At 58.8% G+C, this 23015-nt stretch carries 21 protein-coding genes and 1 tRNA gene; 14 read left to right on the top strand and 8 right to left on the bottom strand.

Annotated features, from left to right (window positions below; all coding sequences use genetic code 11):
- Positions 1 to 8: 8 nt before the first annotated feature.
- The 4 genes from HMPREF2860_RS07640 to HMPREF2860_RS07625 form a co-directional block, all read right to left on the bottom strand.
- Positions 9 to 2030: a galactan 5-O-arabinofuranosyltransferase gene (locus tag HMPREF2860_RS07640; protein ID WP_070559995.1), complete on the bottom strand. Its 2022-nt coding sequence runs from the start codon at positions 2028 to 2030 to the stop codon at positions 9 to 11.
- Between the two features lie 110 nt (positions 2031 to 2140).
- On the bottom strand, positions 2141 to 2902 hold the full coding sequence (locus tag HMPREF2860_RS07635) for a decaprenylphospho-beta-D-erythro-pentofuranosid-2-ulose 2-reductase (RefSeq protein ID WP_005510898.1): 762 nt from the start codon (positions 2900 to 2902) through the stop codon (positions 2141 to 2143).
- A gap of 25 nt (positions 2903 to 2927) precedes the next feature.
- Positions 2928 to 4397 carry a decaprenylphosphoryl-beta-D-ribose oxidase gene (locus HMPREF2860_RS07630; RefSeq protein ID WP_070628739.1) on the bottom strand — a complete coding sequence of 490 codons (1470 nt, stop codon included), beginning with the start codon at positions 4395 to 4397 and terminating at the stop codon, positions 2928 to 2930.
- 113 nt (positions 4398 to 4510) lie between these two features.
- A complete protein-coding gene (locus HMPREF2860_RS07625; RefSeq protein WP_038627265.1) occupies positions 4511 to 4738 on the bottom strand; it encodes a hypothetical protein in 228 nt (75 codons plus the stop codon).
- Positions 4739 to 4790: 52 nt separating this feature from the next.
- Between HMPREF2860_RS07625 and HMPREF2860_RS07620 the strand changes: the two genes are divergently transcribed.
- From HMPREF2860_RS07620 to HMPREF2860_RS07595, 6 genes are all read left to right on the top strand, one after another.
- A complete protein-coding gene (locus HMPREF2860_RS07620) occupies positions 4791 to 5411 on the top strand; it encodes a hypothetical protein (RefSeq protein WP_235191222.1) in 621 nt (206 codons plus the stop codon).
- A 51-nt stretch (positions 5412 to 5462) separates the two neighbouring features.
- Positions 5463 to 6446 carry a plasmid pRiA4b ORF-3 family protein gene (locus HMPREF2860_RS07615; protein WP_038627270.1) on the top strand — a complete coding sequence of 328 codons (984 nt, stop codon included), beginning with the start codon at positions 5463 to 5465 and terminating at the stop codon, positions 6444 to 6446.
- Between the two features lie 78 nt (positions 6447 to 6524).
- Entirely contained in the window at positions 6525 to 7058 is a 534-nt protein-coding gene (locus HMPREF2860_RS07610) for a GtrA family protein (protein WP_038627272.1), read from the top strand.
- Positions 7059 to 7076: 18 nt separating this feature from the next.
- Positions 7077 to 8999, top strand: coding sequence for a glycosyltransferase (locus HMPREF2860_RS07605; RefSeq protein ID WP_070628738.1), 1923 nt, complete (start codon positions 7077 to 7079; stop codon positions 8997 to 8999).
- Between the two features lie 16 nt (positions 9000 to 9015).
- Positions 9016 to 9681 carry a hypothetical protein gene (locus HMPREF2860_RS07600; RefSeq protein WP_141737462.1) on the top strand — a complete coding sequence of 222 codons (666 nt, stop codon included), beginning with the start codon at positions 9016 to 9018 and terminating at the stop codon, positions 9679 to 9681.
- Between the two features lie 166 nt (positions 9682 to 9847).
- Complete coding sequence (locus HMPREF2860_RS07595) at positions 9848 to 10978, top strand: PDDEXK family nuclease (RefSeq protein ID WP_038627277.1); 1131 nt, start codon at positions 9848 to 9850, stop codon at positions 10976 to 10978.
- A gap of 496 nt (positions 10979 to 11474) precedes the next feature.
- On the opposite strand, the gene HMPREF2860_RS07590 is transcribed toward HMPREF2860_RS07595, so the two are convergent.
- The 3 genes from HMPREF2860_RS07590 to HMPREF2860_RS07580 all read right to left on the bottom strand — a co-directional run bounded on the left by HMPREF2860_RS07590 (position 11475) and on the right by HMPREF2860_RS07580 (position 14532).
- Entirely contained in the window at positions 11475 to 12581 is a 1107-nt protein-coding gene (locus HMPREF2860_RS07590; RefSeq protein WP_070628737.1) for a glycosyltransferase, read from the bottom strand.
- Positions 12582 to 12734: 153 nt separating this feature from the next.
- On the bottom strand, positions 12735 to 13517 hold the full coding sequence (locus HMPREF2860_RS07585) for a galactan export ABC transporter ATP-binding subunit Wzt/RfbE (protein ID WP_038627279.1): 783 nt from the start codon (positions 13515 to 13517) through the stop codon (positions 12735 to 12737).
- Positions 13518 to 13563: 46 nt separating this feature from the next.
- Complete coding sequence (locus tag HMPREF2860_RS07580; RefSeq protein ID WP_038627281.1) at positions 13564 to 14532, bottom strand: galactan export ABC transporter permease subunit Wzm/RfbD; 969 nt, start codon at positions 14530 to 14532, stop codon at positions 13564 to 13566.
- A gap of 471 nt (positions 14533 to 15003) precedes the next feature.
- Between HMPREF2860_RS07580 and HMPREF2860_RS07575 the strand changes: the two genes are divergently transcribed.
- Positions 15004 to 16272, top strand: a complete 1269-nt coding sequence (locus HMPREF2860_RS07575; protein WP_038627283.1) for an aminotransferase class V-fold PLP-dependent enzyme — start codon at positions 15004 to 15006, stop codon at positions 16270 to 16272.
- Positions 16273 to 16288: 16 nt separating this feature from the next.
- On the opposite strand, the gene HMPREF2860_RS07570 is transcribed toward HMPREF2860_RS07575, so the two are convergent.
- Complete coding sequence (locus tag HMPREF2860_RS07570) at positions 16289 to 17257, bottom strand: NAD(P)H-quinone oxidoreductase (protein ID WP_070628736.1); 969 nt, start codon at positions 17255 to 17257, stop codon at positions 16289 to 16291.
- 198 nt (positions 17258 to 17455) lie between these two features.
- On the opposite strand from HMPREF2860_RS07570, the gene HMPREF2860_RS07565 reads away from it, so the two are divergent.
- The 7 genes from HMPREF2860_RS07565 (at position 17456) to HMPREF2860_RS11165 (ending at position 22810) form a co-directional block, all read left to right on the top strand.
- Positions 17456 to 17540: transfer RNA gene (locus tag HMPREF2860_RS07565), tRNA-Ser, on the top strand.
- A gap of 193 nt (positions 17541 to 17733) precedes the next feature.
- Complete coding sequence (locus tag HMPREF2860_RS07560) at positions 17734 to 18858, top strand: tyrosine-type recombinase/integrase (RefSeq protein ID WP_070628735.1); 1125 nt, start codon at positions 17734 to 17736, stop codon at positions 18856 to 18858.
- Between the two features lie 444 nt (positions 18859 to 19302).
- Positions 19303 to 19488 carry a helix-turn-helix transcriptional regulator gene (locus HMPREF2860_RS10920; RefSeq protein WP_083309515.1) on the top strand — a complete coding sequence of 62 codons (186 nt, stop codon included), beginning with the start codon at positions 19303 to 19305 and terminating at the stop codon, positions 19486 to 19488.
- A 19-nt stretch (positions 19489 to 19507) separates the two neighbouring features.
- The gene (locus HMPREF2860_RS07555) at positions 19508 to 19738 is read left to right on the top strand and encodes a hypothetical protein (protein ID WP_070628734.1); all 231 of its coding nucleotides are present in this window, start codon (positions 19508 to 19510) and stop codon (positions 19736 to 19738) included.
- 176 nt (positions 19739 to 19914) lie between these two features.
- Positions 19915 to 20226 carry a hypothetical protein gene (locus HMPREF2860_RS07550; RefSeq protein ID WP_070628733.1) on the top strand — a complete coding sequence of 104 codons (312 nt, stop codon included), beginning with the start codon at positions 19915 to 19917 and terminating at the stop codon, positions 20224 to 20226.
- A gap of 115 nt (positions 20227 to 20341) precedes the next feature.
- Positions 20342 to 21598: a hypothetical protein gene (locus HMPREF2860_RS07545; protein ID WP_070628732.1), complete on the top strand. Its 1257-nt coding sequence runs from the start codon at positions 20342 to 20344 to the stop codon at positions 21596 to 21598.
- 807 nt (positions 21599 to 22405) lie between these two features.
- On the top strand, positions 22406 to 22810 hold the full coding sequence (locus tag HMPREF2860_RS11165) for a helix-turn-helix domain-containing protein (protein ID WP_168165000.1): 405 nt from the start codon (positions 22406 to 22408) through the stop codon (positions 22808 to 22810).
- Positions 22811 to 23015 lie beyond the last annotated feature (205 nt).

Raw genomic sequence — 23015 nt, 5'->3', positions numbered from 1 at the left:
GCCAATACCTATTTGCGAACCGCCACTACAAACGGGCCGACCTGGTTTAGCTCCCAGTGCTTCTCAAATGCAGAGCGGGCAAAATTCAGGCTTCGGAAGACCACATTCGGATTGTTCGGATAGATATCATCCGCGATGTCCAACGTCAGCGGAGCGGCATCCTCGCCATCAGGCGTCTCAACCTCGCCCCGCAGCACAATGGCATCTGGTCCGCGCCACGGCGTTTCGTCCATTGCCTGCACGAGCTCATCGGGGTCGCGAATCTCCGACCATTCCTCCAACGCCTGATTACGGCGGTCAAACTCACCCAGAGGGTTAGCGTAGTGGCTGGTCAGTGCCTGGAATCCGTACCAGGGATAGAGTGCCTGGAAATTCTTCTCATCCGTCAGCACCACTGTCTGGGCCGGATCGAGCCCAGCCTCCTTCAGCGTTTGGTCCACCGCTGAGTACCACGCCCCGGCATTCGGTGGGAATCGGTCCGCGCGCTCGCCGTTACCGTCGGTGTCGGTATGCGCCAAGTCGATGGAGCCATGCAACTTATTCGGAATCGACTGTGCGTAGCCAATGCCCGCCAGCAACAAGACTGCCGCCATTACCGCGGAAACACGCTTGGCAATGTGAGCTGGTGCCGTCTGCGGCCAGTACTTCTCGATGCCGTTGAGACGGGCGTCGGCAAGCGCGACCACACCAGCCGCGATCAACATGAACGTAATCGGTGCGGTGAGGCGAAATCCCAGCAGCGTGCGTCCGAGCAGTGTCGCCACCATCGAGGCCACTACCCAGCCGTAGAGCACCAGCGTGCCCAGGCCGAGCGCGCGCGCATCCGGTTCTGTGGCGCTGACCAGCATGCGCACGACACCGATGAAACACAGCACACCGATCACGCTGGCAGCGAGCATCGGCAAAGGCAGCTGCGCGCCCTCTGGCGGCAGGTAATGCGTCGCTGTCGCGCCCGAGCGCGGTGCCCCCGCCGCAACCGCCAGCATGTACGGACCCCACACCGTCGCCGCAATCAGCATCGATCCCACGCCCATTATGATCAGGCGCACTACAGGCATCCACGAGCTTGACGACGTCCACGCGATCACGGCCAACACGACCACAATAAGCGCGCCTACGGCAGTGTAAAGAGTGTAGAAAGTCGCAGAAATACCCAGGAAGACGAGCACGCCAAACATGGCGGACCAAGCGCCGGTGAGACCGCGCCAGGCCATCACGGTCATCGCCGGAAGACCCATAGCAACGACTGCGGCGTAGGGCTCATCGGCGACAGTGGCCAGGGCGACGGCCGTGGTTGTCAGCGCAATGCCAGTGGCTACTGGCAGGGAGCCACTCAGGCGTTGCCACACCGGAACCAAAACACAGCCAGCAGCGGCGAGTGTCATCAACGCCCAGGGCTGGAAGACCTCCCAGCCGGCAATGCCCAGGATATTGGCCAGGCGTCCGCCCAGGAAGAACCAACCAGCGGGGTAGAAAGACGGGATGTCGATGTACGACATGTCATGCAGGCCAGGCTCCGCGGCCATCCTGGTGAGGTATTCAGTGCGGAACTCCTGGTCGACAGACAGACCGTCTAACCACAGCTTGGTCGAGCCCAGCGGCAGGCCGACGGCAGAGACCACCAGAATGGCCGGTGACATGTAAGCCATCAGGTACGTCAACCACGTTAGCCACCTGGGGCGATTGTCTTTGCCCTTGGTGGCGAAGAAATACAGCAGGACGGTGGTGAGCGTCAGCGTGATGACAATCAGCGCTGTTGCGACCGCTCTGGTCAGCTGCGAGCCGCCAAAGGCCGGCAGTGACAGGCGGTGGAACACAAACCAGGACGCTAGAGCGATAACCGAACCGCCCACAAGCGCTGCGACCAGGTAGAGGAGGGCAGCCTTGAGGGAGAGCTGGTCATCATTGAAGATCTCGTAGCGATCTTCGTCAACCAGCTCACTATAGGATCGTTCGCCCGTTGTGTTGGCGCTAGTGTTGTCGGCACCCGTGGTGTCAGCGCTCGAGGTTTCGGCCTGCTTGTCTACCATGCCCTCAAGTTTTGCACAGGAACCGGACTCCGACGAACGGCGGAGCTAAAGGTGGGTACGTCAGCCCGTCAAGCCCTGCCGAGTTCTATCGAGTCCCTCGAACCCCACTTTTAAATCGGCAGCTTCTTGAAGATCGGGCGCGGGATGTGCTTCAGCACCATCATCACTAGCTGGAATGCCGGCGGAGCCCAGACCAGGGTCTTACCGGCCTCGACGGATTTCACTGCGAGCTTGGCGACATCTTCCTTGTTCACGGTCAACGGAGCCTCGTCCACGTCAGCGGACATACGGGTACGGACCTGACCAGGGCGGATAACCAGGGTCTTGACACCGTACTCCTCCAGGGCCTCACCCAGGTTCAGGTAGAAACCATCCAGACCGGCCTTGGTGGAACCGTAGACAAAGTTGGAGCGACGCACGCGCTCACCAGCAACGGAGGACATGGCAATGAACTGGCCATGACCCTGTGCCTTGAACTTCTGACCAACCAGAACACCCATCGACACCGCGCCGGTGTAGTTGATGTTCGCAGCCAGGACAGCCTTGCGCTGGTTCTGCCAGAGCTCCTCGGCGTCGCCAAGCATGCCGAACGCGACGATGCAGATGTCCACGTCGCCGTCGGCAAATGCCTTATCGACGACCTCCGGGTGGGAGTCGAAGTCCGTTGCGTCGAAGTCGAGGGTGACCACCTCGGAAGCGCCGGCGGCCTTCATCTTCTCAGCGGAGGCCTCGCGCAGCGGATCGTTTGGCAGGGAAGCCAGGATGACCTTGGCCGGGCCCTTCTTCAGGAACTCGGCGGTGATCGCCAGACCGATTTCACTGGTGCCGCCGAGCAGCAGGATGGACTGGGCAGCGCCTACAGCATTAATCATTGGGGCTCAAATCCTCTCGGTTGTCTTAGTGCAGTTCCAGGCGATGAGACATGTCAGAGGCGAAGACACCGTGCGGGTCGATCTCATTGCGGGTGTCCAGCCAGCTCTGCATCTCGGGGTACATCTGGTGGAAGTTAGCGGCGGAAGTGCGCGACTCCTTGGCCAGGTAGAGGCGGCCACCGAACTCCATGACGCGACGGTCGAGGTCGTCCAGGAACTGGCCGAGACCCGGCTTGATTGGGAAGTCCACGCAGACGTTCCAACCCGGCATCGGGTAAGACAGCGGAGCGCGGTTACCCTCGCCGAACAGCTTGAACACATTCAGTGCCGAGTAGTGGCCGGAGCGCTGGATATCGCGGACAATCTCCTTGAACGGCTCGACGGCCTCGCGCGGAACAACGAACTGGTACTGCAGGAAGCCCTTGGAGCCATAGCCGCGGTTCCACTCACCGATGAGATCCAGTGGCTGGTAGAACTGCGTGAGGTTCTGCACCTGGTTCCGGTAGGTACCGGACTTCAGCCACCACAGCTCACCAATGCTGATCATGGTCAGCTTGTTCATGGTGAAGGACGGGAAGATATCCGGCACGGTCACCAGCTGCGGAGCGTTGAACTTCAGCGGGTCCTTGGCCAGCTTCGGGGCGTATTCCTCCAGCTGAGCCAGGGTTGCCAGCGAACCGCGGGAGATTGCGGCGCGTCCCAGCTTCGGCTCCGGCGAGATGGCATCGAACCACGCGGAGGAGTAAGTGAAGTTCTCCTCGGAGCCATCGGAGTGGAACTCGATGGTCTCGTCCAGAGTGTGGGTCATGTCGCCATCGGCGATGAAGTAGGCCGTCTCGGTCTTGGTCATCTTGATCCGAGCGCGGACAATAATGCCGGTCAGGCCCATGCCGCCGACAGTTGCCCAGAACAGCTTGCCGTCCGGATCATCTGCGGAGCCCTCCGGCTCGAGGTGCAGGATGCGGCCGTCAGCGACCAGCAGCTCCATCGACAGCACATGGTTGCCGAAAGAACCTGCGGAGTGGTGGTTCTTACCGTGAATATCCGGACCAATGGCACCACCGATGGTCACCTGGCGAGTACCCGGCAGTACCGGTACCCACAGGCCGTAGGGCAGTGCAGCCTTCATCAGCTGATCCAGCGTGACACCGCCGTCGACATCAACAATCGCCGACTCCTGATCAATGGAGTGAATCTTGTTGAGCTTCTGCATGTCGATGACAAGACCGCCCGAGTTCTGGGCGGGGTCGCCGTAGGAGCGGCCCATACCGCGGGCAATCACACCGCGGCGCAGGTGGGCAGGCTTGTCGGAGTTCTGGTCTGCGACAGCCTTGACGGCGTTAACGATTTCATCCAAGTCCGGCGTCGACAGCACCTGGGACTTAGCGGGGGCAGTACGACCCCAACCGGTTAGGGTCCTGGCTTCTGTGTGTACGGCTCCGTAGGCACCGTTCGAAGCATCGGTGCTGGACTTGCCGTTAGTGTTAGTGGACATCAAGGCTAGGCTACCCCCTTGCACCGGCTCCGTCGCCCGTGACGCTCCGAGGTGTTGGTCACGCTTGAGGCCGCGCACGGGCCGTCGGAAAGCGAGCGAAATGTACGGAGGGGCTATAGATCCATAATTTTTCGGATCTCTTCCGGCAGCATTTCCTGCGAGGTGATCTGCGGGCCGTCGTAGGCCTCGAGTGCGCGGTAGACCTGTGCGCGCTCTGTGCTGTCGAGGATGGGCAGTTCCTCGGCGAACAGCATGACCATCTGGTTCGACAGCGGGGTATTGGTGTACTCGGCGGCCATGTTGATGGTTTCGCGCGGCTTCTTCTTAAAAAAGTCGAACATGCGATACAGGCTACCCCGCTTCGAATCCGTCACTCGCGATACCATCAACCTCATGACGTCCACGCCCGCTGCTACTCCGCAGACCCTTGCCGTATGTAGTTCCACATCGCCCGTTGTCATTTGGCATGTGGAGCTCTCGCCGTCCTTTGCAGGCGAGAGGTTGTCGGGTGCATGGCTGGTGGATCCGCTTGACGACGGAGCCCTGGAGACCGCCACCAATCTGCTCACCGGTTGCTTTGTTGCAACTGTGACCGCGGGCGATGGTGACGGTGACGCTTCAGCTGAGAGTGCTGAGGGGGCTGAGGGGGCGGACCTGCTATCGCAGGCGATTGAGCAGGCGGGGGCCACGGTGGTGGACCTGCCAGCATCGGTGGCCGGTATTCGTGACCACATCGGACAGCTGCGCGCCGCCGCGAAGGAAGAGAAGGCCAAGCCCGGCAAGGGAAATCTGACGGAGCCGCGGTTTCCCAAGGTCAACGACGTGGAGGTCATTGATTTTCCGCATGTTGGCGAAAAAGTCGCAGGACCGGTGCTGGGGCTTGCCCGCGGGGTAGAAGAGCTGGTGGCGCAGTGGATGGCTGTGGAGTCGCAGCGCCTGCGTCGCAAGTACTTGGCAGAGCCGTGGGGCGCGGAGCCGCGCCAGATTCCGCTGGTAAAAACGCGCGCATTGTAGCGAGTTTTTGCTATCCAGGCCACCTTGTTTTTCCTGCGTACGCTGTGAAGTATGGCAGCACAGACCGATAACGTAGTCGCCTTCCCAGGCGTTCGCGTGGCCACGGAACCGGCCACGCTCATTATCGGTGCCTCTTTAGAGGAAGAACCGTGCAGTGCCCACCGCGTCTTCGGGGTCAATGACCAGATGGATCTGCGAAGCCTGTCCCGCGTGTTAGCGGTCATCTTTGGGTGGGGCGACGAAAGCGTGCCGACGAAGTTCCATTTGCCCGGCTCTGCGGTGGAGTCTGTGGCGCAGCTGGTGACTGGCGGCAGACCCGCAGCGGGCGAAGTCGTCGATGTTCCCTTATCCACCACAGTTGCCGAGGTGCTGCAAAGTCCCGGCGATACCCTTATCTGGCAGTGGGGCCTGTGGGAACATACCTTGCAGGTCAGAGAAGCTTTTGCCCGCGATGAGGCCACACCGGATGCCCTGTGCATCGGTGGCTCGGGTGCTATCCGCGCACTGGGGGATGTGGACGCGGAGGAGCCGGTAGATATTGCCGCAATCAATAGGGAATTGACCGGACGGGACTCTATTCAAAATACGTTGGCCACCGCTCGTGCCGATGTCGTGGACATCATCGAGAGGTCGGGGGTGTTTGAATTCGTGCCCCTGTTACAGGCTCTGGACCTGCAGAGGTCGGAATCAACCGCGCTGGAATTGACCGGGGAGGCGGGGGAGAGCGTCGTCAAGCGATTGCGTGCATTGCCTATAGAGGACGCCGAGAAAGACCCAGCCGGGCACGATGCGGCGTTGGTGGAGCTGCTGTGTTTGGCGGCGCTGACCTCGGATGAGCTGCGGCATGATGTGGCGGCGCATGTCATGGAGCGCCTCGGTTGGGAGAGCGACGAGGGCATCCCGCTATCCGGCGAGGATGTGGAGGAATTGGCGGCGGCTAGCTGGGCGGAGATGAGTGCGTTGGGCCTAGCTGGGGAGGATGCGCTCTCGCCAGTGGAGCGGCTGGATCTGCTGCGTGAGGCGCTGCGGCGTTAGTTCGTTTCTCCTCTTTATTGCCTCTTCATGTTCGCGCTGGCTGTTTGTTAGCTGGCCGGTGGCCTAGAATTTCTAGGCGTGTCAGCGAATGAAACAGCAAATGAAAACACGAACCGTGAAAACGGCAAGCTCGGAAACGGCTCCCACGAAAATGGCTTTGTCGTAGAGGACTCGGCCGCAGTGCCGATGGCGACGGAGACCAAGGACGAGCACGGACTGAAAGTGCAGATGATGCGCTTTATCATCTCCGGCGTCATCGCGGCGGTGGTGGACTTCGGCCTGACGTTCATCATGCTCAACGTCTTCGGGGCGACCAACTTCTGGGGCAAGACGGTCGGCTGGGTTTTCGGCACGATTACGGCGTACATCATTAACAGCCGCTGGACCTTCAAGGCGAAGTCCTCGGCGAAGAAGGTGCTGGCAGTTGCGGTGCTGTACCTGATCACTTACGCCACGCAGGTCGGTATTTTCAACGTGTTGCAGCCCTGGCTCGTCGAATCCTGGGGCTGGAACGCGCAGTGGGCACAGTTCGGCGCATTCGTTGTCGCGCAGGGCGTTGCGACGGTAATTAACTTCATCATTCAGCGTGTATTCATCTTCCGTGTGAAATAGCGCGATACGCTGGGGGACGTGACTTCGACTGCTTCTAATAAGGAATCCACTCAGCTGACCGCCGAAACCGATGTTGACATGCTGACTATTCAGCGCGTGCTGTTTGCTCCGCCCGCAGACTGGGCGGAGCCGGATTTGTACTACCGAGTCGAAGGCGTTGGCGCCTACGACAGCTCGGTGCAGGCCACCCGTAACTCGATCACGCTCGGTCGCCACACCGTAGTGCACACTGACACCTACTTCGGTCGCTTCAGAGCCTCTTACTGGCAGCGCTGGACCTCAATTAAGCAGGTCGAAATCCGCGCGCGCGTGGTCGGTTCCGCGCGTGTGCTGGCCTACACCGAGGATATTGGGGGCCACCTCCGCTTGGAGGACTCCTGGGCAGCGGGCGGCTCGGATGCCGACGGCAACTGGACCGGTGAACACTCGCCGATGTCGGGTTCTGCCAATGAAGAGGTGCGCCTGACCGTCCCGCTGGACCGCTTCGCCGATGGCGGTGCCATTCACCTGCGCTTCGACACCGAGGACGCAGGCGCAAAGATTTCCGATGTCCGCTATGTTGTGCCCAAGTCGGCTATCAAGCGTGATATTCCGACTGACCTGGTCATTTGTTCTTACAACCGACCGGTTGACTGTGCTCGAACCGTCGCCACGCTGGCTGAGGACCTGCCAGCCCTTGAGCGCGTTCGCACCATCCGTGTCGTTGACCAGGGCGAACAGCACCCAGCCGACGAAGCTGACTTCATCTGGGCCAAGGAGATCCTCGGCGAGCGCCTGAACGTCGTCCACCAGCCGAACCTCGGCGGCGCCGGCGGTTTCTCCCGCGGCATGCGCGATGCCACCGCTGCGGGCGACTGCATGGTGCTGCTTACCGACGACGACATCCGGCCCGAACCCGAAACCACCCTGCGCCTATCCGCTCTGGCCGTGTGCGCGGAAAAGCCGATGCTGCTCGGCGCGCAGATGCTCTTCCTGTTCAACCCGACCAGTCTCTTCCGCACCGGCGAGACCTACAACTGGAAGGCGCTGACCGTCGAGGAGAACGACCCCAAGTTCGGTTACGCCGACGTGGACGTGCGCAAGTACCACCAGCTGCGTCGCCTGGGTGTTGACTACAACGCCTGGTGGACCTGCCTGGTGCCGTCCGAGGTCATTAAAAAGATTGGCCTGGCGCTGCCGCTGTTCTTCCAGTACGACGACATCGACTACGGTTTCCGTGCTGCCAAGGCCGGTTACCCGACCGACACCATTCCGGGCGCAGCCGTCTGGCACGCCGATTTCTATTGGAAGGACATCGAAAACGCCGCCCAGTACTTCGGCCTGCGCAACTCCCTCATCGCCGCCACCATGCACGGCGACGTCACCGCGAAGGACATGGTCAACGTCGCTTCACGACGAATCCTCTCGAACCTGGTCTCTATGCGCTACGGCCTGGCCTGGACGCAGATGGAAGCTGTTCGTGACCTGCTGCGTGGCCCGGAGGTGCTGAAGAACGCATCGCAGGGCGACTTCGCACGCATTTCTGCTGGTCGAAAGAACTTCCCGGAGACCGAGCTGCTGCCGATGCACGAGATGCCGGGTGGTCTGACTCCGGTTCGCCCACCGTCACACGAAATCTCCAGCGAAAACAAGACGATGGCAAAGCGGCTTGCGTACACCCAGATGGGCAAGAAGCGCCCGGGTCCGGTGGCTGTGGCCTTCGAGGACGCCTTCTGGTGGCACATTTCCACCTTCGACGATGTCTGGGTCACCGATGCTTCCCAGAACGGTGTGCGTCACCTGGTCCGCGACCTGGATAAGGAAAAGTCCATGCGTGCCGAGACCATCAGCCTCATGCGCGAACTGTCCTCCAAGTGGGACGACCTGGCGAAGCAGTGGCGTGCTGCCGTGCCATCTTTGACCAGCGAAGACAACTGGGAAAAGTTCTTCCAAGGCGAGTAGCTTTACGGTCATGACTATGCCTTCGCCCACGTCTAACCCAGGTGACAAGACGCGCAAACAGCTCATCGCCATATTGGTGTTGTTGGTCCTAATTGTCCTGGGGTTGGCGCTGTTCCTTTCCCTCCAGGTCTCCAGGGATCGAAATAGTGGTGCGGGGGTTGCCGAGGGCAGTGTGTCGTCGTCAAGCGAAAGCAATGCCGTGGCTGCTGATGACAACGGTGCTGGCGGCAGTGTTGGGGACGATGGTGGCCCGAATCCGACGTCGGGGCAGCAGGCCTCGGGGTCTGGGTCTGATTCGGGGTCTCATTCGCGAGCGTCCGGGACTTCGGACTCGGATTCTTCGGCGACAACGTCTGGAGCCAATTCGCTCACGGGAACCGTGAAAGTGTTTCAGACCAGAGCGGAGGTTCTTGCCTATGAGCAGCGACAGGACCCAAATCCTGGTGCGCAGGATAAAGGCCCCTATGCCATCTTGGTTTTGGATCAACCGACCGAGGTAACGGCGAAGCTATCTGGGCAAGGCGGGCCGGATACGCGCGAGATTAAGACAGCCGTGATTAATCCCGCTCTGCACAACGATGGTGAGCGCACAACAATTACCTTCGCCGATGACGAATACTACTGGCCATCTGACCCGGGAGTTCCTTCTGGAATCGTCCTCGAGAATGCGCCGCGGAATTAGCCTGAATTAGCTTCTACGCAGTTATCCACAGTCGCCAAATTGTCCACAGATAAGGGCAATTCGGCGGCTTTTCTGCTGCCAATTTTCACGGAGTCGGCCATAAATGAAGGCACTAATTCCAATGTGTGAATGCCTGTAGCCGACCTCGGGGAGTGTGTCCAAACCAATGCCTACCTGGACTTACGATTCCGATGGCCTTATTCAGGCCGCTGCGCAGAAGCAAATCAAGCATCCTTGTGAATATGTCAGTGCCAAGTCAGAGCTGGATAATCTGCACGGGCACGTCGAAAGCACAAATATTCGAGATAAATCCCTGCTCAGGCTGGCGTATGGCACCTACATTGATTGCTCTCGCTGGAATGCTTTGTCAGCATTCGAACGTTTTCAACTGCAGATAAAGGCACTGGTCAAACCGGGCTCCGGGACAGTTATCACAGGCGAAGCAGCCGCTGCGCTGCATGGCATCCCGTTGCTTGTTCGAAATGCCACAATCGCGCTTGCCAATTCCGGCCTGCGCCGACCCGGCGGCGGATTGCGCCATGTCGGTGGCAAGATTCTCGAACAAGACATCGTTCGCATTGGTGGGCGCTACGTTACCGATGTGCCGAAAACCGTCATCGATATCTGCCGCTCCGCCGAGTCCGAAAACGGGCCAATCATCGTTGACACCGCACTACGGCAGTGGTGTGAGCTCGAAGAATTGCATACGGTCCTCACAAATTACCCACGCTCGCCGGGAACCCGTCGTGCCCGTGAGCTACTCGGAACTGCCAGTGAACACAGCGAAACCATCGGTGAGTCAATCACAAAGAAATGCATAATCGACTCAGGAATTGCCACGCTTTACGACGAAAAATGCGTGCTCATGCAGCAAGTCGAGTTCTATGACAGTGAAGGATTCATTGGGCGCGTCGATTTCTATGTGCCTCATCTGAATTTGATCATTGAGTTCGATGGGCTGACTAAGTATTCCGGTGGTGGGGTAGCGGCTACGGAGACTGTACTTCTGGAGGAGCAAGCTCGTGAGAAGCGTCTGAGGAACCTCCACTTAGATGTACTCCGCTTCCAATGGTCACAGGTCATTAATGGGGACTGCGTGGAGGTCTTGCGACAGTTCGCTATTCGGCAGAGGCAGCGCATTCAGGCAGGTGGGTTGGTATTTTCGTCCGAAGTTGGGCGTTTTCGTCAAGCCACTGTCCCGTATAAAGATCGGCAGCTCCGTGAGTCCAGAATCCAGCAGCGTAAGCAGCGTTTGCAGCTTCTGGAAAATGCACCGACCTCTCGCGACTCCAGCTAGGTTCAGTTGCTGACCTGTCGCAATTGTGCTGACCGGACTTGGAACGATTTCGAGCGGGCTGGCTCGGATTTCCAGCGACTTATAGCCAGTTTCACTTCACTCATCGACGGTTTTCAAGACTCATCGACGCTTTTTGGCCGTCGTGCTCACTTATGGCCAACTTCCCGCCACTTGTCGATGACATTTCAGGACTTATGGCCACGCTGTTGTCCTGGCCCGCGCACTTATCGTAGGACTATTCACTTATGCGCAGGCTGTAGCGCATCGATGAGTGAATACCTCATCGATATGTCAGTGGAGTAGAAGGGAACCAGGGGTTAGGTAACGCTTTTGCGAGCTGAGCACTCGAAATGCGGACTAGATGACCCGGGCGAGGTCAAATATGCAGGCCAGCGCAACCTCGGCCCCACCAGCCCCAGCGCCGCAACGCCAGCCAGCCCCCCAGCCAGCCCCCCAGCAAGCAGCCCCAGCGCCCTCCCCAGCGCCCCAGCCCGAACTACTTCGACTTCGGATCGAAGCGCTCGAAGTTCTCTGCGCGCCCCTGCTTTAAAAGCTTGAACCAGCGGTAGAAGCCGCGTACATCGCGACGCTGGACCAGGAAGAACCAGCCGAAGCGCAGGAACTCCTGTGGCATGAGCTTGCGCATGCCGGGCTGGCTCATCAGGTAGCCGCGGTTGCGGTAGGTGAAGTAGCGCTTGAAGTCATTGGTCGGGTACTGCGTGTGCATCTTGCCGCCGAGAATGGGCACAAATTCACCCGAGCCGGAGGGGTGCAGGTAGGCCGTCGTCAAGCATGTGCCGAACCGGAGGCCGGAGCGGACCAGGCGGCGGTGGAATTCGACCTCGTCGCCGCGGATGAATAGGCGGTAGTCGGGAACGCCGAGCTGTTCCAGCGAGCGGGCGCTAAACAGCGCGCCGTTGAACAGGGATGCGATGCCGGGCAGGAGGTCGTGGTTGCCGTCGATGGTCTCGAGGTCGCTAGGCAGTTCGAGCCCGGTCGCAGCTTTCTGATCTGCGAAGTTGGTGAACCACTTCGTGCCCTCGGAGTCGCGTACTTCCGGGAGTTTGGGGTTGATGCCGCTTTCGAAAAGCTCTTCGCGATGACGGCGCCACACCAGCCCGCGACGCAGGGGGAATGCCAGCTTGTTCGGGGCCTTAATGTCGCAGACCACCGGCGAGACAGCGTCGAGCTGGTGACGTCGCGCGCAGCTGTGCAGCGCCTTCAGCACGTAGGAGTCCTCCGGGCGCCCGTCATCATCGGCGCACCAAATCCACTCCGCGCCCAGCGACAGCGCAGTCAGCATGCCCAGTGCGAAACCACCAGCGCCGCCCAGGTTCGTCTTGGAGCCGAGGTAGTGAATTTCCGGTGCCAATCCGCTTTCCGACGACTGCTGCGCCGCCACCTGCTCAGCGAGCTCCTTGACCTTCGGGTCGTTGCCGTTGTCGACGATGATGAGCCATTTCGGCATGTGGGTCTGGCTGGCAACGATGGGAAGCGATTGACGCAGGTCCTCGATGCGGTTGTGAGTCACCACGATTGCGGCCGTTGCTGCCTCATCGTGCTTTGGGTGGTCAGCCGAGTTTTCGCTCACTTCGTTCTCCATCGGGGACGTACCGTTTATTACTGTTTTTATTGCTGTCTATCTTGCCATGTTGCTCCGGGTGAGCAATTCGCCAACCACCCGCGCCGCCCGCAATCTGCCCGCGAGCCGCCCGCTTGGCCACTATGGACCCGCGCCCAGCTCCCCGCGAAGCTACTACCGGCGCTGCGCGAGCACGTTGCGCACCTGGTCGGCGGCTTCTTTACCTTCGTAGGCTTCGACCACTTCGTCGACAAGCCCTGCCTGTCGAACCGTACCGTGATCAATCCACAGTGCCGTGTCACACAGCTGCGCCAGGAATTCATTCGAGTGCGACGCAAACACCAGCAGACCGGAGCGGTCGACCAATTCGGTCAACTTCGTCCGGGCCTTCGCCATGAATGCGGCGTCGACGGCTCCGATGCCTTCGTCGAGAAGCAGGATCTCCGGCTCAATGGACGTGACCACACCGAGCGCCAAACGCACGCGCATACCGGTGGAGTAAGTGCGCAGCGGCATGTGCAGGTAATCGCCGAGTTCGGTGAATTCTGCGATTTCGTCGAGCTTGGATTTCATCTGCTTGCGCGTCTGCCCCAGGAACAGGCCACGGATGATGATGTTTTCCAGGCCGGAGATCTCCGGGTCCATGCCGACACCGAGGTCGAACACCGGAGCCACACGCCCGCGCACATCGGCGGCACCGCGCGTGGGCTCATAGATTCCCGACAGTAGTCGCAGCAGCGTGGACTTACCCGCTCCGTTGTGGCCTACCAAGCCGACGCGGTCGCCCTCACGCAGATGGATGTTGATATCCTTCAGCGCCTCAATGACCACGACATTGGAGTCATTGCGGCCAATCGCACCACCCGCGGCGCCGAGGAACGCCTTCTTCATCGACCGCGATTTGGCGTCGAAAATGGGGAAGTCAACGCACGCGTTGTAAGTATCAATGCTGACCATGCTTATCCCTTGCTAGTTCTATTCGCTTTACGACGGCCTTTGCGGCCTAAACCCAGTAGCTCACGCGGGAGCGCCACAGGCGCATGGCCCCGAGTGCCAGCAGCAGGCCAACTGCGGTGCAGGCAAGGACGACCCACCAGTGGTAGGTATCCACCGGCTGGCCGGTCAGTGGGGCGCGGATGATTTCCAGGTAGTGGAACAGGGGATTGATCTCTGCGATGCGTGCGCGTTCGGCGACGGCACCGCCCTGTTCCTCCAGTGTCTTGGTGGTCCACACAATCGGAGTCATGTAAAACACCAGCTGAATTAGGGAATCCAGCAGTGGTGCCACGTCGCGGTAGCGCGTAGCGATGATGCCGAAGAACATCGTCACCCACACACCGTTGACCACCAGCAGCGCCATCGCGGGGATGACCAGGAAGAAGTTCCAGCCCAAATCCGGACGGAAGACCAGCACGAGAATCAGCCAGATCACCATGTTGTGGGCCAGGAAAAGCAACTGACGCCACACCAGCCTGTAGACGTGAACACTCAGCGCACTGGGCAACTGTTTGATGAGGCCTTCATTTTCAATGAAGACGGTTGCGCCCTCGCGCACGCAGCCGGAGATGAAGCCCCAGATAATCAGACCAACGGTCACGTGCGGCAGGAAGAACGCCAGGTCCTGCTGGAACAGCAGCGAGTACAGCAGGCCGAGAGCCAGGGCCATTGCGCCGGTGGCAATGGTGATCCACAGCGGGCCAAGCGTGGAGCGACGGTACCGCTGCTTGATGTCCTGCCAGCCCAGTTGCAGCCACAGTTCGCGCTGGCCAAAGCCGGTAGCCAGATCCCGCCAGGCAGCGCCCATGGTACGGGAACGCGACTTGAAAGCCGGTGCCTCACCCGTTGCGTCAACCATTCGCGCAATGTCGCGGCGGAGGGTTTCCTCCGTGCGGAGAGCGGAGCCATTGCGCACAGTATCGGCAGACTGGTCGGCTGCGTCTGCGGATTGGCAATCATTTTCTGCGTTAGTCACGTCTCCAAACTACTAGCAAGGGCGGATTAGATTGAATACCGACAGCGCCGGGCGAGCCATTATTCCACGTCATGACGGCGAACGACGGTCGCGTGGGATGGTTGTCATTGGTGGTTACGTGGTGCTTCTGAGGCTGGTTTCACAACTGGTTATGTGATTGGTTATGTGACTCTGGAAAACTTACATACAATCGCCGCTGTAACTGCTTTATGGTCTGCGGCTGGTGCATATGATTCACGCATCGGGAGTGCTTGCGCATGGCTACAGGCAGGAAAAGTTCAGCCAATTTTAAGCAACTACTAAAAAGGGATAAAGATTATCCTATAGGGGGTTGCTTCGATAGAATTGGCTCCAACTAAGATGTGCAAGCGATACACGGTTCGAGGCATGGACACTCGATTCGTGGGTGATTGCACGGTTAATTCTGAAATAGATATCGCAGCTTGAATTCAAAACCGGGAAAGGGTTTTCATGGCCTTCGATGTGCCTACAACCAGGGGTGCTTACTCGTCGCTTTCCGACGGGTGGACATACCTCAATGCGGGTCAACGCACCCAGGTGCCCGAACGTGTTCAGGCTGCGATGATTTCTGCATTTCGCAATGCGCAGAAGTCCCTTCCAGGTGAGACTGGGGCGGGGGCTCATGGCCAGTCGCGCAGCTCGGGGGTGCCCGCTGCAGCGGAACTAACCGCCAGTGCGCGCCGGGCTTTTGCAGACCTCACTGGCGGTCCGGTCGCCGGTGTGGTGTTGGGTTCTTCGCGTGAGGTGCTCATGGAGCAGTTCACCTCCGCAATGAGTCGACGCTTGACGCTCGGCTCTAACCTGGTGATTTCTCGCATCGGTTCGCAGGTCGTACACGCACCACTACGCCGGGCAGCCAATCTCTACGGGGCTCAAGTCCGCATTGCTGAGGCTGACTTGTCCTCGGGTACGTTGCCCTCCTGGCAGTTCGACGAACTTGTAGACGAGGGCACTCGCCTTGTTGTCGTCCCGGCCGCGGATCCATTCGTTGGCACCATTGCGCCGGTAGCTGACATTTCTCGGCGGGTGCATGAGCACTCCAACGCCTGGGTGTTGGTCGATGTCTCGGATATTGTTGCCTACCGCGACGTGTCGATGAGCAAGCTGGGCGCCGACATCATGCTGGTTGACGCCTCCGTGCTGGGCGGGCCTGAGGTCGCAGCTTTGGTGTTCAAGGATCCCGAGATGTTCGAGCGCATGACGTCGTTAAGCTATGTGCCGAATGCGCGCGGCGTCGAGCGGATTGAGGTTTCCCCGGTGTCGCCGGCACTGCTCGGTGGGGTGTCGGAATCGGTGCTGCACCTGGCATCGCTGGATAGCACGGCGAGGGGGTCGCGTAGGCACCGCATTGAAACGGCGATGCCGCAGGTTTCTCGCTACTTGACGACGTTGTCGGAGCGCCTGATTGCGGCGCTGATGACCCTGCCGCGGGTGTACATCATCGGCATGGATACCGAAGATGATTCTTTCGCGAGTGTGTCGCGAGCACAGCACATTCCGCGCGTTAGCTTCCTCGTCGATGGGGTGTCGGCGAAGGTGGTCGTGGATAGGCTGCTGGATAATGGCCTGGTGACCAGCATTGTTGATGCATACGAATCGCCACTGCTGGAGGCCATGGGCATCGCTGAGGCTGGAGGTGCCGTGAGAGTCGGCCTCCAGCCGTTCAATACACCGCACGACATTGACCAGCTTGTGCGCGCAGTTGCCTCGCTCGGTTAACTAGGCGGTCAGCTAACTAGACGGTCAGCACAATCTTGCCGCTGACCGCGCCACTGTCGAGCAGTTCGTGGGCCTTGGCCGCGTCGCGCATATCCATGACCTCATGAATTTGAGGGGTGACGGTGCCGTCGGCAAGCATTGGCCAGATGGTGTCCTCTGTGGCGTTGACGATGCGAGCCTTGTCAGCTAGATCGCGGTAGCGCAGGCCGGTGGCGGTAATGGAGCCGCGCTTGCTCAGCAGGCGGCCGATGTTGAGCTCGCCCTTTACGCCGCCCTGCATGCCGATGATGACCAGGTGGCCGTCCTTCGCCAGGGCCTTGACGTTTCGGTCGAGGTACTTTGCGCCCATGATGTCCAGAATGACATTGGCACCGCCCTCAGCTGTGACGATTTCCTCGAAGTCGTCTTCCTTGTAGTTGATGAGGATGTCGGCGCCGAGCTCCTTGCACTTAGCCAGCTTCTCCGCCGACCCGGCGGTGACTGCGACGCGAGCGCCCAGCTGCTTGGCCATCTGAATAGCGAAAGTGCCGATGCCACCCGCGCCACCGTGAACCAGTAGTAGATCGCCTTCCTTTAGGCCGGCAATCATCACGACATTCGAGAACACCGTGCAGGCAACCTCGACGATAGATGCGGCCTCGGTGAAGGAGTAGCCATGTGGCAGTGGGAGAATCTGGCCGGCCGGGACTGCGACCTTTTCGGCGTAAGCGCCACCGGAGAGAAGGCAGCAGACCTCGTCGCCGACTTTCCAGCCCTGAGAGTCGCCCTTGACCTCTTCAATGACACCCGCGCACTCCAGGCCGAGGGTGTCGGTCACGCCTTTCGGTGGCGGGTAGTGGCCAGCGGCCTGCAGCAGGTCAGCGCGGTTTACTCCAGCGGCCTTGACCTTGACCAGCACCTGCCCATCCTCGAGAGTCGGTTCCGGAGCATCGGCCCATTCCAGGGCGCGGGGGTTGGAAAGATCAGTCTGAATGATTGCCTTCATAGTCTTCAAAGGTAATGCAAAAACTGGTTATGCACGCGGTATTTCAAGCTCTTTTGCAATTAGCAAAAATAGTTATGTCTGTAGAGGTGGATGCTTGGGGTGTGGTTTGGGATGAGAAGACTAGCGAAAGGTGCTGGCAAGGGGTGTTATGAGGGCGTTTGCTGCCTCACGGCGGTATGCGGTTATGATGTTGTCGTTGGAAGTATGGCAGAGCGGCCGAATGCACTGGTCTTGAAAACCAGCGAGGGTCACACCTCCGGGGGTTCAAATCCCCCTGCTTCCGCAGTTAGAAGCCCCCGGTAGTTGTTCTACTGGGGGTTTTCCCTGTTGTCTGTGCTGGTCAGGCGCTTATCAGTCTACGTCACGTTATGACTAGTACGCCACCTGATACACTCTCATTTGTCACGAATCTTGTCACGACTTGTCACGAATCTCGTCACGCGCGGTAGGCACGCACGTCAAAGGAGACGCTGACAATGGCAAAGAAAATCGGCAGCCCTAAGCAATTGCCGTCCGGCTCGTGGCGCGTTCGCTACACCCATAAGGGTAAGTCGTACTCAAAGACCTTCCCCCGCAAATCCCAGGCGGAAGCATGGCGTGAAGCGGAAGAGCGCCTATTCTTGTTCGATGAATGGACACCACCGCAGCAGCGGGAGCGGGCGAAGAAGCTCGCGAAGATGACCGTCACAGAGTTTTACAAGACGCTTCCGGAAAAGCGCCGTTGGGAACGCAGTACCCAACTCACCTACGGAAGTATGTTCAAAAACGACATTAAGCCGGTGCTAGGTGATAAGTCCCTGCAGTCTGTTACCCGCGATCAGGTCCGTGATTGGTACTTTTCCATGCTGAAAACCCGTAAGGGGCGGGATAAGCGCAACCGGGACGTGTACGCGCTGCTGGCAACGATCTTTAATCAGGCGGTGCGTGATGAGCTGATTGAAGTATCCCCAGTCAGTATTGAGGGCGCTAGCAAGCGGCCACCGGCGAAGAGAGAGCAGGAGATCCCGACACCGGCGGAGTTTGCAAAGTTTATCGCTAAGATTCCCGCGCGCTATAAAGCCCCGGTGCTTATCTTTGCTGGTTGCTCGTTCCGTGTCGGTGAGTGGTGTGAGCTAAGGCGGAAAGATGTTTTTCACGATGGGAACGTGTGGAAGATTCATGTGCAACGCCAATACCGGGAGGACACTAACGAAGTGGTGCATTATCTGAAATCCAAGCGGAGCCGGTGGGTGACTATCCCAAATGGTTGCGTCCCGGCGTTGCGGCAGCATATGGAGACGTTTTCGCAGCCGGGCCGTGAGGGTCTGCTGTTTCCCAATAAAGACGGGGGCCGGGTGGACCGTCGTAGATTCAACACGATGTTGAAACGGGTGTGTGAGGAGACGCTGGGGCACACGAACACTCATTCGCATATCTTGCGGCATTACGGCGGAACTGAATTCGCGCGTGCTGGTGGGTCGTTGGCGGAGATCATGGCGCGGCTTGGTCACAGTACTGTGAACGCGGCGCTGCAGTATCAGCACTCGTCGCAGGCTCGCGATATTGAGGTTGCCAACCGGATCGTTATGCCGCTGGTGAAGCTCGATGACGAGGCGGCGTAACGCTTAGCCTGTTGGCTGTTGTCCCCTGCTCGGTTGGTTCCGGGTGGGGGAACTTTTTTGTGCAATTATGCGGACCGCTCCCCATAAATAACGCAAATTGCCCCGTTGTTTTATCCCTATGTAAACAATGCGACGCATAAAGATTTTGCGAAGCTGGCGGATAAGTATTTTCTCGTCGTATTCCTTAACGTGATTGTGCTGAATTCCCCTGTGGATATTCCTTATTTTCCTTAATGTGACTGTGTATAACTCTGTGGATAACTGCTGTTGAAAAGTCTCTGAACAGTGGGTTTAGTGATCGTTACCGTGCCCGTCAGCGCCGTCGTAACGTGACCCATTGGTAGAGTGTTGTAACGTCCTTTATGCACTCATTGGTTCACGTATTGCCTACCGCGCGAATGGGTGCCATGACAGGTTCTGACACCGACCCGAAAAGGAGAAAAAATGTCAGCACAACCAAAACCCCGATGGATTTCGGTATCCCGAATCGCCGAAGAGTACGGTCTGTCAACACGGACCGTCTACCGACTTATTGACGATGGAAAGATCGAAGCGTCATACATCACACCCCGCGCCCTCCGGGTTAATCGTGAGTCGATGGAAGCTCTAATTGAACGCAACGCGGCCTAGAGACAGGAGCGTGAAAACAATGACTGATTCCTACCGTCCAAAGACAGACCCAAAGGTGTTGGACTTTCTCACAGGGGTTGGTGTCACTGGTGAGGTTCCGGCAGATGTGACGGAGCTTGTAGGTCTAGTCGTGGATCTACCGGCGGGCAACGGTTTTCGGAAGATTATTCGAATGGGTGACATGACTCCCGAAGATTTTTCCGCAATTGCCCGTGAGATTCAGGCGGGCATGTATGGGAGGTGTGCCTAATGGATAAGCGGGTGAGCGTAAAGAAAACCCCGTGTTGCAGCACGGGGGAAACGACGAAATTTGTATGGGTTCCGTCGTTGCCTACTTTACGTTCCGGCTCGGCGATGTTCACAACACAGGTCAAAAGAATCTTTGTGACGTGGCAATAGCCACACGTAAAGAGGGGCGATAACTCGATGAACGAAAAGAAAAACCCCGCGCCTGGCAGGTACGGGGTATTCGCAGAATCAACTCCCAACTTTATCACCTATCAGCAGCTAGCCGTATGTTTTGGCTACTCGAAAGACATGCGGAAGTGCGCCCGCGAAGTCGCTGGAAAACTCGCAACGATTGAGCAATTCGGCAGCGTGGATATGAGCGCCTGGGAGTCAACACTGACAGTCCATGAACTGCGATTGCTCTGGGAACTGGCGGGGCCACAGCAGCGCCGGGCGATTGAAGATCTGGCAGATGTGATTAAGCGCCGGGAGGCGGTGCAGTATGAGTAATCAGCCAACACGGTACACACTGGACCAGCTAGAGAATGTCGAACCGCTGGAATATCAGGTGTTCACATCGTCGCAGGCGATGAGGAAAATCTGGCATAGAAGCATTGCTAGGCGTATGAGTCCGTGGGGAGTGCTAGCAAACGTGCTGGCCTATGTCAGTGCGGCGATTCCTCCAATTGTTCAAACCCCACCGATTCTTGGCGGCTACGGATCACTGAATCTTTTGGTTGGTCTAGTCGGTTCCTCGGGCGCAGGTAAAGGCGCGTCGCAGGCTGTAGCCCGTGAACTCATGGAGTTCAAACAGTATGACCGGGGCGGCTTAGATGTTGATATTGAAGAGTTTCCACTAGGCACCGGCCAAGGTGTCGCACAGGTATTTAAGCCACCGGCCAAAGATGAGGACCGGCTGCAGGTTGACCGGGCCCTGTTCGTCGCAACCGAAATTGATGGGCTGGCAGCAAGTACTCAGCAACGCGGTGCAACGATTATGACGGTGCTCCGTCAGGTGTGGTCTGGGGAAAACCCCGGGGCCGTCAACGGAAGCCGGGAGACTACCCGCAATATCCCGGCCCATTCGTACCGGGCCACCCTGCTGTGTGGAATCCAGCCGGAACGGTCGGCAGCACTGCTCAATGAGCATGAGCTAGCAGGCGGTACTCCTCAGCGGTGGTTGTGGCTGGAAGTAGCACGCTACCCCGGTCGTGAGCGCCGGGCCGATAAGGAACTGGCCGCCGGGCCGCTAACTGTGGTGATGCCGAAGTCCTTTGCCCCACCGGAGTCGAAAACACAGCAGCACCCGAAGCCGGTAACCATTGACCTGCCGGGGGAGGTGGAGGAAGAGACTGTTGAGCTCTACGAGCAGAACCAACTCAAAGATGATGGCTCGGTTCATACACACAGAAACCTAACCAGAATCAAAGTTGCGTGCCTGCTGGCCGTCCTCAATGGCAGCGACAGCAGCGGTCGCATTGCGGTAACCCTCGATGAATGGCGCATTGCCGGGCTGGTCATGGATAAGTCAGATCAGGCACGGCAGCGGTGTGAAACCGCACTCAAGGCAGCACAATCACGGGACAAGACACGCCGCATTGTTGAAGACGAGGTTGCCCGTGACGACGCGCGGCGGCAGACAGCAATCAATTGGGTTCGCCGCAGAGTTCGCCACGGATTCTTTGACGGTTGGGTTATCGGCGGTGCTGCACGCAATAGTGCTGATAGTAGATTGCGCGATCAGTTCCCTGACGCGCTGCACTACGTCGTTGACCATGACAAGCTACTTGAGCGCGTTCCACTCATGGACGGCACCGGCAAGAATCAGGCACGCGACAAAGACGGATTGCCGGAATACCAGTACCGGAAGCTAGGTCGGTAGCTGGATAGGGTGGGACTCCAATCCCCCAACGCCCCAACCCTGGTCAGCGGGGGTTTTACGCCCCCAAAATCAAACCCCAATCCTCCAAACTCAATGAATCTACCGTTAGGGTTTTGGGGTTTTGGGGCACCAGTTTGGGGCCCAAAAACATGCCCTGACCTGCATTGGGGTTTTGGGGCTTTGGAGAACGGGGTATAAACAGCCCGACGCGCCTGGCGGTTCTGTGGTTAAAGACCCCTGGGGGCTATCCCCTCCGTGAGATTAATCCCGGCCCCCGGTGGCGTAGGTGTGAGGGGCGGTTACAGGTCTGGAGTTTTATACCCCAGGGGGCAACCCCCTCCCTCGGGGCGCATGGCCCCCGGTTGGCAATGGCGCTAGGGCTGAGCCTGGCCGTGGGATTCCTGGCCCAGGGGATGGCCCCCTCCCCAGTCTGCCTTGTCGGCCGGAGGGCATTGCTGCGCTGTTTGTGTACGGGTTTGACCGTTTTCGCATTTTTCCGGTGAGTGGCAGCAGATCGCAGTGTGAGGCGGTTCAACGCCACGAGAAAACGTTTGTGAAGTGAACTAGTATGAAAACATGATGGTTCACACGTCAAACACATCTGAACAACAGGCCATTGAAACCAGACTCACCACAGTACTAACCACTATTGCGCGCATGGCGGAAAACCTTGATGACTTAATCGGCGGTCATGGCCGTGTCGCTCGGTTCGGGGAAATCAGGCGGCGTAATCCACGGTCACAACCGCCATGTAATTTGAGCTGGTTGCAATTCGGGGTTGAGTTACAAGATGTGTTGCGGTGCGGTGTGGCACAGGCGCGCGCTGACGGCTCTACAGGCGTTCCACGCGATCGCAGCGGTGAAGCACTTGCTTGGTGGCTAGCAGGCCACAGCAGCCAACTAGCAGCCCTGCAGTGGGTTACCTCAGCTTCCTGGTGGTCCCTGCGCTCGGGTAGCAATGGGGTGTCCTGGCTCGATGAGGTAGAGCTGTATGCCGATACCCTGCAGAACGCCATTAATCCACCTGAAAAGCACCCACCAGCAGGCAGCACGGTAGAGGTCGCAACCTGGTGCGGCGTGTCCGCTACCTCGGTCCGCAATTGGCGGCGCGCTGGAAAACTACAAGGATTCTGGAACGGCAAAAAGTGGACCTACAGGACTAGCGACGTGCTGAGGGTGAAAGAAGAAATGGCGGCGCGTCGGGCAGGGTAGTCGGTGCTAGATAATCCGGGCGTGTGCTGCAGTCCGTAATCGGTGCATGTGTCCTTGAGGTGTGCGGCCCCCGGGAAATCTTAGGGCGGTGGCTCGCCCGCGACTCTCTCGGTTCGCTGTGCTTGCTTGTCTCTCTCTCCTTTTGTTTTGTGGTGCTAATTAGTGGGGTGGGGAGGTAACCCTGGCGGTGTCCATGGCGCTAAAG

This window comes from Corynebacterium sp. HMSC064E10, from assembly GCF_001812505.1.
Taxonomy (GTDB): domain Bacteria; phylum Actinomycetota; class Actinomycetes; order Mycobacteriales; family Mycobacteriaceae; genus Corynebacterium; species Corynebacterium amycolatum.
This window is presented reverse-complemented; position numbering and strand designations above follow the sequence as displayed.